We start from the raw sequence: 14,082 nt of genomic DNA, 5'->3' as shown, positions 1-14,082 counted from the left end.
CTCGACGCGCTGCCGCGTCACCCACACACATCCGAACGAGCCCACCATCAGGGATTTACTTCCTACCATTTGTCGTTACACCGAACACCGCCCCCACGCACCGTCACATCCTCAGGGCCACCCCGACCGGCAACAGCTCCTCCAGCAGCACCAGCTCGGTCGACCCCGGCACCGCGACCCCGGCGGCCGATCCCCGTTCGAGCACCACCGCCCGCAGGTCCGTGAGTCGAGTCGTATCGATGGCGCTCAGCACGGCGTCATCGGTGATCAGATGCGTCACCCACTCGTCGGCGAGGGCCGCACCCAGATCGAGTTCGGCGTCCGGCAGCACGATCAGGCTGGCTCCGGTCGCGCCCGCGACCACCACCTCGAGCAGCGCCGCCGACGTATCGGGCCGTCCATGCCGGAAGGTACGCGACTCGAAGGTCAGCCCGGTGCGCACGCGCAACCGATCCGCCGCGGTCGCCACCTCGTCATAGCTCATCCGCACCCCCGAGGCGGCGATGAGCGCTGGATCGCCACCGCTCAACACTCCGGTCCGGTGCGCGTGGTTGACCGGTCGCGGCGATTGCGCGGCGATGACGGCGGCGGTTGCGGCATCGTCGAGTCGCAGCCATTCGACGCCCGCGCCGCCGATCGGATCCGAACCGGTGGTCAGCCCGATCCGGACCGCGGATCCAGCGGGCAGTGCCGCGTCGATCGAGGCGACCGGGACCAGCGCCGCGCCCACCTCAAGGACCGCCCACGCCGCCACCGCCGAGTCGACGCCGCGCTCCAACCGGATCGCGACGCCGGTGCCCGGCCCACAGCCGTACCCGATCAGCACCCTGGCCAGCCGCGAGGACCGAGCGTCGAGCTCGGCATAGGACAGTTCGTGTTCGCCCCACACCAGGGCGGGCGCGTCCGGATCGTCCTCCACCGCGGCGGTCAACAGGTGGGTCAGCTCGGTCCCATCGGTGCCGGCCCGGGTTGGTTCGGTCGGCGCGGTCGCGGTGACCGCCCGATCCCGCTCGACGGCGTCGAGAATATCGATGCCGCCGATGCGCGCCCCCGGGTCGGCGACCACCGCGGCCAGAATGCGCTCCAGCATGCGCCCGAGCCCGTGCACCGTCGATTCCTCGAAAAGGTCGGTCGCATAGGTGAATACGGCGATCAGGTCGCCGGGCGTACCGTCCGGCTGTCGCCGAGGTTCGACCACCACCTGCAGATCGAACTTCGCGACGACATCGCCCGCGTCCAATGCCGCGACGGTCAGACCCGGCAGCTCCAGACCGGGCTGTTCGAGGTTCTGGAAGGACAGCATCACCTGGAACAGCGGATGCCGCGACGCCGCGCCCCGGCCGGGGGCGATGGCCTCGACCACCCGCTCGAACGGCAGATCCGCGTGCGCGAACGCGGAAAGATCCGTCGTCCGCGTCTGCTCGACCAGCTCGTCGAAGGTGCTCGCTCGATCGACGGACGTGCGCAGTGCGAGCGTGTTGACGAACATGCCGACCAGCTCGTCCAGCGCCCGTTGACCGCGCCCGGCGATCGGGGTGCCGATCGCGATATCCGAACCGCCCGATAGTCGGGCGAGCAGGACGGCCAGCGCGGCATGCACCACCATGAACAGCGAAGACCGGTGCGCACGCGCGATCCGCAGCAGACCCTCGTGCACCTCGGCGGGCACGGTCCACCCGACCGACGCACCGCGGCCCGACGCGGTCACCGGACGTTGCCGATCCAGCGGTAGTACCGGTGCCGTCGACAGACCCGCCAACTGCTCGCGCCAGTACGCCAATTGCCGTGCGGCCACGGAGTTCGCATCGTCGTCGACGCCGATGACCGCGCGCTGCCAGAGCGCGAAGTCCGCGTACTGCACCGGCAGCGCCGACCAGCCGGGCGCGCTGCCTCCGATACGTGCGAGGTAGGCGGTCACCAGATCGCGGGCCAGCGGCGCGAGCGAGGCGCCGTCGGCCGAAATATGGTGCACCACAAGGACGAGCACATGGTCCGCGCCGGCCTCGTCGGCCAGTAGCCGAACCCGCACCGGCACCTGCTCGGTGACATCGAAGCCCTCCGACGCCAGCTCCCCGACCCGGGCGGACACGTCGGTGGCGGTCTCGACGCGAAGTCCGCCGGGTAGTGCCTCGGCGGCGGAAAGCACCTCCTGATAGGGCTGCCCGCCGGTCCCGGCCGTCGGGAAGCGGGTGCGCAGCGCCTCGTGCCGCACCAGCACATCCTCGACGGCCCGGCGCAGCGCCGCGATATCGAGCGCACCGGTCAGCCGGATCGCGAAGGGCAGGTTGTAGGCGGGCGAGCGCGGATCGATCCGGTTGAGCACCCACATCCGTTGCTGGGCAAGCGAAAGCGGCACCAGCTCCGGCCGCTCGGCCCGCGTCAGCGGCAGCCGGTGGGTGGCATCGCGGCCCGCACCGGGCACGATCCCGGCCGCGAGCGCGGCGACGGCCGAGGTCTCGAACAGATCCCGCACCGCCACATCGGTATCCAGCGCGTCATTGATCCTGGCGATGACCCGGGTGGCCAGCAGCGAATTGCCGCCGAGGTCGAAGAAGTCGTCGTCGAGGCCGACCCGCTCGACACCGAGCACCTCGGCGAATACGGCCGCCACGATCTCCTGCGCCGGGGTGATCGTGGCACGGAACTCACGCGCGCTGAAGGTCGGTGCGGGCAACGCCTTGCGATCCAGCTTCCCGCTGGTGTTCAACGGGAACTCGGCGAGCACCACGACGGCGGCCGGAACCATGTAGGTCGGCAGCACTTGCGCTATGCCCGAACGCAATTCCCGCTGCTCGACCTGATGTCGCGGCATCGGCACGACGTACCCGACCAGTTGATCGCCGGTCGGCGTGGATACCACCGCCGCCGCGGCCTGGCTGACCGCGGGCTGGGCCTGCAGCGCGGTCTCGATCTCACCGAGTTCGATCCGCTGGCCGCGGAACTTCACCTGGAAATCACTGCGGCCCAGGTATTCCAGAACATGGGCGTCGGCCGACGCACGCCAGGCCACCAGGTCACCGGTGCGATACATCCGCGCACCCACGGTCAAGGGGTCGGCCACGAACCGATCCGCCGTCAGATCCGGTCGGCCGACATAGCCGCGCGCCAGCTGATCCCCCGCCAGATACAACTCACCGACGACACCGGCCGGAACCGGCCGCAGCCGCGAATCCAGCACGTACACACGGGTATTCCATTGCGGCAGGCCGATCGGCACGGTGACCGTGTCGGCGGCACTTGCCCGCCACGCGGTCACCGATACCGCTGCCTCGGTCGGGCCGTACAGATTGTGGACCGCGGTGCCGGATACCGCGCCGAGGGCGGTGACCGTCTCCGGCGGCAGCGCCTCGCCGATCACGAGCACATCGCGCAGGGTGGGGCAGGATCCGGGCGCGGTATGCGCGGCGAACGCCGTCAGCATCGACGGCACGAAGTCGGTGACCGTAACCTTTTGTGCGGCAATCGTTTCCGCCAGGTAGACCGGGTCGCGGTGACCGTCGTGAGTGGCCACCACCAGCTTGGCTCCCACCCGCAGCGGCATGAAGTATCCCCACAGCGACACATCGAACGTGGTGGCGGTCTTCTGCAGATACACATCATCGGGACCGAGCGGATACTCCGACAACATCCACTCGATCTGGTTGTGGATCGCCGCATGGGACACCGCGACGCCTTTCGGGCGACCGGTGGAACCCGAGGTGAAGATCACATAGGCGGGGTTGTTCCGCGACACCGGTCGCGACAGTTCGACGGCATCCCCCGAGAACAGCTCCAGCGCAACGGTATCCAGGTACACCACCGGTGTATCGCCCGGCACCGCGACGGCATCCGACATGGTGGTCAGCACGCAGACGGGCCGGGCGGTATCGAGGATGTGCGCGATCCGGTCGGCCGGATGATCCGGATCCAACGGCAGGTACGCACCACCCGCGGTGATGATCGCGTACATGCCGACCACCAGCTCAACCGAGCGCCGAACCGCCAGCCCCACCAGCGATTCCGCGCCGACGCCCGCTTGGATCAGCAACCTGGCGAGCCGATTGACCCGCGCGTCGAACTCCCGATAGGTGAGTTCGGTCCCTTCGAAGGCCACCGCGACCGCGTCCGGATATCGCACCGCTGCCCGCCGATATCCGTCGAGCAGGAGCTCCGGTGCGACCTGGTGCGCAGTGTCGTTCCAGTCCACCAGCATTCGCTGCCGCTCGGTGGCCGTAAGCAGCTCGATCTGCCCCACCGCCCGGTGTGGATCCGCGACGACCGCGGCGAGTATTCGAGTCAGGCGCGCCGCGAAGCTCGCCACCGTTGTCTCGTCGAACAGATCGGTCGCGTAGGTGAACGAGGCCGCCATACCGCCTGCCACACCCTTGTCCGCATTCGGCACCACGGTCAGCTCGAGATCGAACTTCGACTGCGTCACACCGAGATCCAGACCCGATACGGCGAGCCCGGGTAGCTCCAGTGCTGTCGGAGCCATGTTCTGGAAGGTCAGCAGCACCTGGAACAGCGGATGCCGCGACATCGACCGCACCGGATCGAGCAGCTCGACCAGGCGCTCGAACGGGACGTCCGCGTGCCCGAAGGCCGCGACATCACCGCGCCGGAATTCGCGCAGCAGCTCGTCGAACGACAGCGTCGGATCGATATCGCCGCGCAGCACAAGCGTATTGACGAACATGCCGATCAGATCGTCGAGCGCGGCCGCACCGCGTCCGGCGACCGGTGTCCCGATGGCGATATCCCGGGTACCGGACAGTCGCGCGAGCAGCACCGCGAACGCGGCGTGCACCACCATGAACAGAGTCGAATTATGGCCGCGGGCAATATGTTCCAGCGCCGTGTGGATCTCGGCATCGATCTCGAAGACGTACACGGCGCCGCGGTTGGACAGCACCGCGGGCCGTGGCCGATCGGTGGGCAGCGCCAATTGTTCGGGCAGACCGGCCAATTCGGCACGCCAGAAGGAGATCTGGGTGGCGAGCAGTGATTCGGCGTCGTCCGGCGCGCCGAGCACCCGCCGCTGCCAGATCGCATAGTCGGCGTAGTGCACCTCGAGCGGCTGCCACCGCGGTTGGTCACCACGTACCCGTTCGGCATAGGCGGACATCAGATCGCGCGCGAGCGGCCCCATCGAGAACCCGTCGGCCGCGATGTGGTGCACCACGCACACCAGCACGTGGTCGGATTCGCTGATCCGCAACAGCCGCAGTCGAATCGGCGGTACCGCGACGACGTCGAAGCCCGCGACCGCCGCCGCGGCGACGAGTTCGGGCAGCTCGGCCATGGTCGCGGCGAGCACGGGAAGTTCCGGTACCGCACGAGCATCGTCGATCGGCAACACCAACTGGGTACCGTCGCCGTCGATCTCCGGATAGACCGTCCGCAGCACCTCGTGCCGCGCCACCAGATCGCGCGCCGCGGCCCGCAGCGCCACGACGTCGAGCACACCGGCCAACCGCACCGCGAGCGGAATATTGTTGACCCCGCTGGCCGGATCGAAGCGGTTGAGGAACCACATCCGCTGCTGCGCGTACGACAGCGGGATGTGCTCCGGACGTTGCTGCGCGGTCAGCGGGTCCCCGGCCGAACCGAGGTGGCGGGCCACGCGGTCGGCGAGCTCGCCGACCGCCGGCGCCTCGAAGACCAGCTGCACCGGAACCCGGGTCTGCAGTGCGGTGCCGATCCGCGCCGCGGCCTGCGCGGCCAGCAGCGAGTTGCCGCCGAGGGCGAAGAAATCGTCATCGACGCCGACGCGCGCATCCGTGCCCTCGGCCAGCAGCAACGCGGCGAACACCTGCGCGACGATCTGCTGCACTGGAGTGGACGGCGCACGGAACTCCCGGGCCTCGAATACCGGCTCCGGCAATGCCGCCCGATCCAGCTTCCCCACCGGGGTCAACGGAATCTCGTCGAGCACCACGATGGCGGCCGGAACCATATACGCGGGCAACGACTCCGCGAGCCCGGCCAGCAGCTCGGCGGTATCCACCATCGCACCGGCGCGCGGCCGGACATAAGACACCAGGGCGCTCACCCCGGACGGCAAGGTCCGCCCGAGCGTCGCCGCGAAGTCGATATCCCGATGCGCGGCCAGTGCACTGTCGATCTCACCGAGTTCGATGCGCAGACCGCGGATCTTCACCTGGAAATCCGACCGGCCCAGATACTCGAGGTTGCCGCCGGCATCGCGCCGCACCAGATCGCCGGTGCGGTACAGCCGAGCGCCCGGTGCTCCGGTCTCCGCGCCGAATGGGCTGGCCACGAACCGATCCGCGGTGAGCCCCGGTCGACCGAGATAGCCCTGCGCGAGCGCGGGTCCGGTCAGATAGAGCTCGCCGACGACACCCGATGGCACCGGACGCATCCGGGAATCCAGTACGAACGCCCCGATACCCGCGACCGCGCCGCCCAGGGTCACCGGTTCGCCGGAGACCATCTGTCCCGTGGTGACCATGACCGTGACCTCGGTCGGGCCATAGGCATTGAAGACGGCCCGGCCGTCGCGCGCCCACCGCTCGACGAGCTCGGCGCTCAGTTTGTCGCCGCCGGCGACCACCACCCGCAGCTCGTCCAGCCCGGCCGGATCGACCGATGCCAGCGCGCCCGGCGTGATCAGCAGATGCGTGACCCGCTCGCGCCGCAGCAGATCCGCGAGTTCGTCGCCGCCGAACACCGTCGGCGGCGCGATGACCAGCGTCGCACCGGCCGAGAAGGTGAACAGCAGCTCCATCAGGGAAAAGTCGAAGCTCGGCGAGCTGAGATGGGTGACCCGCGAAGCGCTGGTCACCGCGTACCGCTGCCCGACCGCGGCCAGCGCGGCCAGACCGGCATGCGTCACCACGACACCCTTCGGCCGCCCGGTGGACCCCGACGTGTAGATGACGTACGCCGGATGCCGTTCGTCGAGCCGACGCACCCGATCGGTATAGGAGATCGGCCGTTCCGGCTGAGCGGCGACCCGCGCGGCCACAGCCGGATCGTCCAGTTCGATCCAATCGAGCGAGGTACCGAGTGCGACCCGGTGCGCCGAGATGGTCACGCCGAGCACGGCGCGGGAATCGGTCACCATATGGGTGATCCGCTCCGCGGGATAGCCCGGATCGACCGGAACATAGGCCGCGCCCGTCTTCGCGATGGCCCACACGGCCAGCACCGACTCGACCGAACGCAGCAGCGCGACAGCCACCACATCGCCGGGGCCGATGCCCCGCTCGATCAGCTCTCTGGCCAGCCGCGACGACGCCTCATCGAATTCGCGATAGGTCAGCTCGACCCGGGTCGCCGGATCACCGGTCGGATCGAATCGGATCGCGATCGCATCGGCCGCGGATTCGACGGCAGCGGTGAGCAGCTGCCCGAAAAGTGGTGCGCCCGCCCGGCGTCGACGGCTACTCCGAACGGAACGACGTACTCCATCCACTCGAGCAACTACCTCTCACATCACGCCAGGCCACGGGGCCGAACTAGCCAACCACCACGACGATTGCCGCCGCGGCCGTGTCCGCCCCGCACCACGCCATCGGGATTCGGGGGTAGCGCGGCTACCCCCGAAGCGCTGAGGTGTGTGGCAGTACCTCCGAACCCATTGCCGCACAAGCCCTCAAACCTCCCGGCCCTGATCGTTCAACAATCGTCATACGTTGTCGAATCGAGCAGTTCACTGGCGGGAACTCACAACCATCCGCGCCTGGTCGCCTGTACCCCCGCCTGGAACCGAGTGCTCGCGCCGAGCCGCTCCAGCAACCGCGCCGTGCGCCGGACCACGGTGCGCCGGGACATGCCCAGCCTGCGGGCAATGGTGTCATCGGTCGCGCCGAGACCCATCAGGGTCAGGATCGCCTTGTCCCGCTCGTCGAGTTCCTCGGCAGCCGGATTCACCGAAATCGGCGCGGCCAGCGACCACAGCACATCGAAAGTCTTGATCAGCAAACGCAATCCGGGCGATCCGGCGACGCGCAGCCCCATCGGATCCGGGCGGCGCTCATCGGCGTGCAGCACCAGACTGGCCCGTTCGTCGTCGCTGATGATCAGCTTGAACGGCGGCTCGGGCAGCGTGCGTGCCTGAGCGCCGCTGGCATTGGTGGACAGCGCGTGCCGCAGCCGCTCCGCGTCCTGGTAGATGGTGTCCTGATAGAGCGTCTGGTAGCGGATGCCCTCGCCGATCCGAGAGCGCTTGAGCAGGAACAACTGTCGCTCCCGCTCGGGATCGCTGAGGTAGGGGCCGCGTTCGATCACCTTGACGGTATTGCGCGCCGACGTCTGCACCTCCTCGAAGTCCGCCAACATCTCCAGACGTTCGAATACCGGAACGATTGCGCCGTTGGTGCGCGGCGAGCGCCGCACCGAGCGGAAGGTCTCGCTGAGCCGCGCCGCCGCGGCGTGCATCTGGTTGATCTCGTGCTGTCTGCGCCGCGCCTCGGCCTCCGACAGCGATTCCGGGGCGTGCGCGTCCCAGACGGCCTCGCCGTCGGCGGACAACTGACTGACCGCGGCCTGCAGCCCGGTCAGCACCGCCAGCGATTCGCCCGCGGCCTCGGTCGAGACACCGAGATATCGGGCGACCTGGGCCAGGCTGGATCGCGGATGATGCACCAGCACGGCGTAGGTACGCCCGTGCGGTGATCCAGGCTCGAAGATGTCGCCCAGCTCGCCTGTACTAATTGCTCGCTCGCTACGCTCGCTCATGCCTGCACCTCGCTGACGCTCGGTTCCGGCACGAGCGAGTGCTCGGCTGTACTAATTGCTCGCTCGCCACGCTCGCTCACGGGCCCGAGCCTAACGACCGTCCGGTCCCTATGGGAGCGCAGTGCGTATTGGACTATCAAGCCGGGCAACGAAAAATCAGTGCGCCGACGGGCCCCACTGCAGCGGGACGCCCTTGGCGGCCAGGTACGGCATCGGATCGACCTTGTTGCCGCCCTGATCCCAGATCTCCAGGTGCAGGTGCGGGCCGGTCGAGTTGCCACGGTTGCCGACGGTGGCGATGACATCGCCCGCGTTCACCCGCTGACCCTCGTGCACGAACATCTCGTTCACGTGGCCATAGACCGCGATGGTGCCGTCGTCCTGCTGGACCCGCACCCACAGGCCGAACCCGGAGGCCGGGCCCGCCTCGATGACGGTGCCGTTGCTCACCGAGTGGATGGGGGCGCCGAGCTGATCGGCGAAGTCGAGGCCGTAGTGGAATTCGCCCCAGCGGGAACCGAATCCGGAGCTGATCTCACCGGCGACCGGGCGCACCGCGCCAGCCGGGGCGATCTGCTGCTGCGCGCCCTTGAGGATCTGTTCGACCTGGGCCAGCGGGCCCGCGATCTCCGGCGGCAGACCGTTGATGCCGAACGGGTTGGCGACCGGGGCCGCGACGGGCGCGGCCACCGGGGTGGTCGCGACCTGGGCGGCTTCGGCGATGGGAGCCGACGCCCGCGCCTCTTCGACCGGGAGTTCTGCCGTGCCCTTGAATGTCATGGGAGCGGCAGCTTCCTCGTCTCCCTCATGCGCACCCGGCATCAGCGGGGCGGCGATGGCCGGAGCGACCTGGGCGGCGGTGCCGATGAGGGCGCCGGCGGCGACCGCGGCGCCGGCCGCGATCTTCACCCGGTCGGTGGTGGTCGGCTCGGCGCGATGCCGCGTCGGCCGACCCGCAACGCCTTCACCGATCAGGCTCATGACGGTTATGGAACTGGGGCCTACCCGATGCTGCGACAAAGCTGGTCCTTGCGCTCGACCTACAGTGGCTCAACGAATTCCGGGCCGAAGCCGACGTTTTCGGTAACGATTCGCCGGTTTCGAACTATGTAACGTTTCGGTATCCGTTGTGACGGGAACTCTACCCCGTCGTGACCATTCCGCAACCTTCTCTGTCGAAGTTCCTGTTTAAGGCCTGGTCAGACGTCTGGCCGAACATCACGAAGCCGTGACTTTCCAGTGACCCGCCTCGATCGGCAGCGGCGGTCGATGGGCCAGACTGAGATCCGTGATCCTCGACGAACTGAGCGTCCCGATCGTGCTGGCGCCGATGGCGGGCGGGCCGTCCACACCCGAGCTGACCGCGGCGGTTTCCGCGGCGGGCGGACTGGGACTGCTGGCCGCCGGATACCTGACGGCCGCCGACACCGCCGCACGGCTCGCGGCCACCCGAGAACTCACCACCGCGCCGTTCGGCGTGAACCTCTTCATGCCCGGACCCGCCACCCCGTCCGAGGATTTCGCCGACTACCTCGCCGAGTTGGGTCGCACACACGAACTCGGCACGCCGAAGTACGACACCGACGACTGGGACGCCAAGCTGGATCTGCTCGTCGCCGCACCGGTCGCGGTGGTCACCTTCACCTTCGGATGTCCGAGCGCAACGGAGATCGCTCGGCTGCACGACGCCGGTTCGCAGGTGTGGGTGACGGTGACCTCGGCCGCCGAGGGCCGGATCGCCGCGGCGGCGGGTGCCGATGTCCTGATCGCGCAGGGCGCGGAAGCCGGTGGGCATCGCGCCACCTTCGTCGACCGGGTCGCGGACGACGCCACCGATCCGCTCGGACTGCTGGCCCTGCTGCAGATTCTGACCGCCGCTGTGGACCGGCCGATCGTGGCCACCGGCGGCATCAGCACGGGTGCGGGCATCGCGGCAGCGCTCGCGGCGGGCGCGTCGGCCGTGCAACTCGGGACCGTTTTCCTGCGCTGCCCGGAAGCGGGCACCAACCAGGTACACCGCGCCGCGCTGAGCACCGACACCCCGACCATGCTGACCCGCGCCTTCACCGGCCGCCGGGCGCGCGGCCTGCGCAATCAATTCATGGCCGAACACTCCGCGACGGCACCGGCGGCCTATCCGGAAATCCATTACGCCACAGCGCCGTTGCGGGCCGCCGCACGGACGGCAGGCAACCCGGATGAAGTGAACATGTGGGCGGGCCAGACCCATACACTGGCACCCGAGTTACCGGCCGGCGAACTGGTCGGCCAACTGGCCGCCGATACGAAAACCGCCCTGACCACAGCACTTTCGCGGCGATTCCAGTCTTGTTGACAACAATTACCGATTAGACTCGAAGGACATCGCATCAGCCATCCACGTCAGGAGAGCGCTATGTCCCTCGATGTTCCCACCGCCATACTGGAACGCGCCGAACGCGGCGAGGTCGACGACGCCGACTTCGTCGAATGTGTGCGGGTCTCGCTCCCGTACGCCTGGGAGGTAGTCAGCCGGGTAGCCGGTGAGCTGCATTCCGGCACAGCCGAATACGCCGACAATGTCGTACCGCCCCCCGATGAGGTGGCCCGTGGACAACTGCTGCGTGCCATGGCCTCCGACGCCATCCGCGGCGGCCTGGAACGCCACTTCAACGTGAAACTCGCCTTCCAGAACTGCCACCGAGTCGCGGCCTTCCCGATCGCCGCCGTCGGCGGCGACACCTACAGCACCTTCATCGGAACCCGCGCCCAACTGCTGAACCAGAGCCCCGAACTCCGCAACTGCTAGGGCCGCCAAAGCCGACGCGATCGAGATATCGGCCGCGTCGGCTTTGCGCGTATTCACCGCGGTAGCGGCACGATCATGGGCGGTGATATCTTATTTTGAGAATAGATATCAATGGATCGGGAGGCTCACGATGGCGCGAACAGTGATCGATCTGGACGACGACGCCCTGACCGAGGCGGCTCGGTACCTGGGCACTTCTACCAAGCGCGACACCGTCAACGCAGCGCTACACGAAATCATCGATCGCCGTCGGCGAGCGGCTGCTGTCGCACGAATGCGCGAGATGGTCGCATCGGGTGAGATCGACTTCTCGGTCATCGAATCAGGTGAGCATCCGCACGAGTCCGTCGCGTGACGGAACTGTTCCTCGTCGACACCAGCGCCTTGGTGCGCTTTTATCGGGGACAGACCGGACCACAATGGGATGAGGCGGTTGACGCTGGACTCATCGGCATCTGCCAACCGGTGCGCCGAGAGTACTTGCGTGCAGTCGGCGGTACGCCCGCATATTACGAGGCAGACGGCCTGCTCCGTGAGACCTTTCCTTACTTCTCTATGCGCGATACATCGTGGGATGACAGTGCGGACCTACAACGACGGCTTGCGGACAAGGGCTGGCACCAATGCGCTAGTGCGATCGACCTACTCGTCGCGGTAACCGCTGTGCACCACGGGCTCACAGTTCTCCACGCGGACAACGACTTCGAGACCATCGCACGAGTCACCGGCCAGCCGGTTCGGCGTATCGATAGATCGTAGCGCCGAATTACCTCGTGGCGGACGTGAATTGCTATTCGGAACAGTCGATTCCACGTCCGCCGCGAGGCAGTTGGTCAGGACAGTGTGGTGACCGTGAGATCGCCGTCGGCGTACTGAGCGCGCAGGCGCTTCTTGTCGAACTTGCCGACGCTGGTCTTCGGGACCTCCGCGATGAAGGTCCACCGTTCCGGCAGTTGCCATTTGGCGAACTTGTCGGCGAGGAAGTCGCGCAGCTCTTCGGGTTTGGCTTCGGAACCATCGGCGAGCACGATGGCAACGAGCGGCCGTTCATCCCACTTCTCGTCCGGCACACCGATTACCGCGGCCTCGGCGACAGCCGGATGACCCATGACCGCGTTCTCCAGGTCCACCGAGGAGATCCATTCACCGCCGGACTTGATGACGTCCTTGGAGCGGTCGACCAGGGTGAGGTAACCGTCGGGGCTGATCTTGCCGACGTCGCCGGTGCGCAACCAGCCGTTGTCGAACTTGTCCGGGTCGATCTGTGCGCCGTCCGGGGCGTAGTACGAACCGGTGATCCAGGGCCCGCGAACTTCCAACTCGCCCAGGGACTCACCGTCATTGGGGACCACGCTGCCGTCATCGGCGACCAGGCGCGCCTGCACGCTGGCCGGGAAGCGACCCTGCGTGAAGCGATACTCCCACTCGTCCTCGCCGGTCACTCCGGCGGGCGGGTGCGCGACACTGCCCAGCGGGGAGGTCTCGGTCATGCCCCAGGCGTGCAGGATTCGGACGCCGTGCTTGTCCTGGAAGGCGCGCATCATCGACGGAGGTACCGCCGAACCACCGACGACCACCGAGCGCAGATGGGAGATGTCCTGCGAGTTCGCGGCCAATCCGGCGAGTACGCCGCCCCAGATGGTCGGGACCGCGGCGGCAAAGGTGGGCTTTTCCGCCGCCATCATCTCCAGCAGCGGGCCGGGCTGCAGGAAGCGGTCGGGCATAAGGACATTCGCGCCGGACATCAGCGCGGCGTAGGGCAGGCCCCAGGCGTTGGCGTGGAAGAGCGGGACGATCGCGAGCACGTAGTCGCGATTGGAGAAGCCCATGCTGGTCGGCTGGCAGACCTGCATGGCGTGCAGCCAGTTGGAGCGGTGCGAATACACCACGCCCTTGGGGTCGCCGGTGGTGCCGGAGGTGTAACACATTGCGGCGGAGGATCGTTCGTCGATCACGGGAAAGTCGTAGGTGTCCGGTTGCGCGGCGAGCAGTTCGGTGTAGGAGTGCACCTGGACGCCCTCTGGGGCCGTCAGCGCGGCAGCGTCGCCATTGGCCACGATGACGTGGCGCACGGTCTTCAAATTGGGCAGGTACTGGGCGAACATCGGCACCAGCGTGCCGTCGACGATCACCACCTGGTCCTCGGCGTGGTTGGCCACGAAGACGAGCTGCTCCGGGAAGAGCCGGATGTTGAGTGCGTGCAGCACCGCGCCCATCGCGGGCACCGCGATGTAGGCGACCATGTGCTCGTTGTTGTTCCACATGAATGTGCCGACACGATCGCCGACACCAATCCCCAAGCCGCGCAACGCATTTGCCAGACGCGCCGACTCGGCGCCCAGCTCACGGTAGGTCATGGTGCGTACGCCGGTGCCGGTCCAGGTCGATACGGTGGAATCGCCCATGAACGTCGATGCGTAGCGCAGCAACGTCGCCAGTGACAACGGCTCGTCCTGCATGGTGCTCAACATCGGTACTCCTTTTCTTCGGTGACTACGGCGGCCTGCCGACCATGAGCCACATCACACCCCGGATGCTACCGAAGAGTAGGGCGACCGGAAGCCGCACCCGCGATTCCCATCAGCAGGCACCCGCCCTCACTTCCCGGAGCT

Annotated in this window: 8 protein-coding genes; 4 read left to right on the top strand and 4 right to left on the bottom strand. The window is 67.8% G+C overall.

Translation table 11 applies throughout. The features are described 5' to 3' along the window. Positions 1 to 103: 103 nt before the first annotated feature. The 3 genes from OG874_RS39755 to OG874_RS39745 form a co-directional block, all read right to left on the bottom strand. On the bottom strand, positions 104 to 7,417 hold the full coding sequence (locus OG874_RS39755; RefSeq protein WP_330252182.1) for an amino acid adenylation domain-containing protein: 7,314 nt from the start codon (positions 7,415 to 7,417) through the stop codon (positions 104 to 106). Between the two features lie 251 nt (positions 7,418 to 7,668). Then, positions 7,669 to 8,682: a LuxR C-terminal-related transcriptional regulator gene (locus OG874_RS39750; RefSeq protein ID WP_330252181.1), complete on the bottom strand. Its 1,014-nt coding sequence runs from the start codon at positions 8,680 to 8,682 to the stop codon at positions 7,669 to 7,671. 156 nt (positions 8,683 to 8,838) lie between these two features. After that, positions 8,839 to 9,663 carry a M23 family metallopeptidase gene (locus OG874_RS39745; protein WP_330252180.1) on the bottom strand — a complete coding sequence of 275 codons (825 nt, stop codon included), beginning with the start codon at positions 9,661 to 9,663 and terminating at the stop codon, positions 8,839 to 8,841. Between the two features lie 307 nt (positions 9,664 to 9,970). Here OG874_RS39745 and OG874_RS39740 point away from each other — a divergent pair, with 307 nt between their 5' ends. The 4 genes from OG874_RS39740 to OG874_RS39725 all read left to right on the top strand — a co-directional run bounded on the left by OG874_RS39740 (position 9,971) and on the right by OG874_RS39725 (position 12,229). After that, a complete protein-coding gene (locus OG874_RS39740) occupies positions 9,971 to 11,017 on the top strand; it encodes a nitronate monooxygenase (RefSeq protein ID WP_330252179.1) in 1,047 nt (348 codons plus the stop codon). 60 nt (positions 11,018 to 11,077) lie between these two features. Next, complete coding sequence (locus OG874_RS39735; protein WP_330252178.1) at positions 11,078 to 11,470, top strand: SCO5389 family protein; 393 nt, start codon at positions 11,078 to 11,080, stop codon at positions 11,468 to 11,470. Between the two features lie 130 nt (positions 11,471 to 11,600). Beyond that, positions 11,601 to 11,825, top strand: a complete 225-nt coding sequence (locus OG874_RS39730; RefSeq protein ID WP_330252177.1) for a type II toxin-antitoxin system VapB family antitoxin — start codon at positions 11,601 to 11,603, stop codon at positions 11,823 to 11,825. Next, positions 11,822 to 12,229 carry a PIN domain nuclease gene (locus OG874_RS39725; protein ID WP_330252176.1) on the top strand — a complete coding sequence of 136 codons (408 nt, stop codon included), beginning with the start codon at positions 11,822 to 11,824 and terminating at the stop codon, positions 12,227 to 12,229. Before OG874_RS39730 ends, OG874_RS39725 begins: the two co-directional genes overlap by 4 nt. 74 nt (positions 12,230 to 12,303) lie before the next feature. Here OG874_RS39725 and OG874_RS39720 read toward each other — a convergent pair whose 3' ends face one another. After that, the gene (locus OG874_RS39720; RefSeq protein WP_330252175.1) at positions 12,304 to 13,941 is read right to left on the bottom strand and encodes a long-chain fatty acid--CoA ligase; all 1,638 of its coding nucleotides are present in this window, start codon (positions 13,939 to 13,941) and stop codon (positions 12,304 to 12,306) included. Between the last annotated feature and the right edge of the window lie 141 nt (positions 13,942 to 14,082).

The organism is Nocardia sp. NBC_00565 (assembly GCF_036345915.1).
Taxonomy (GTDB): Bacteria; Actinomycetota; Actinomycetes; order Mycobacteriales; family Mycobacteriaceae; genus Nocardia.
This window is presented reverse-complemented; position numbering and strand designations above follow the sequence as displayed.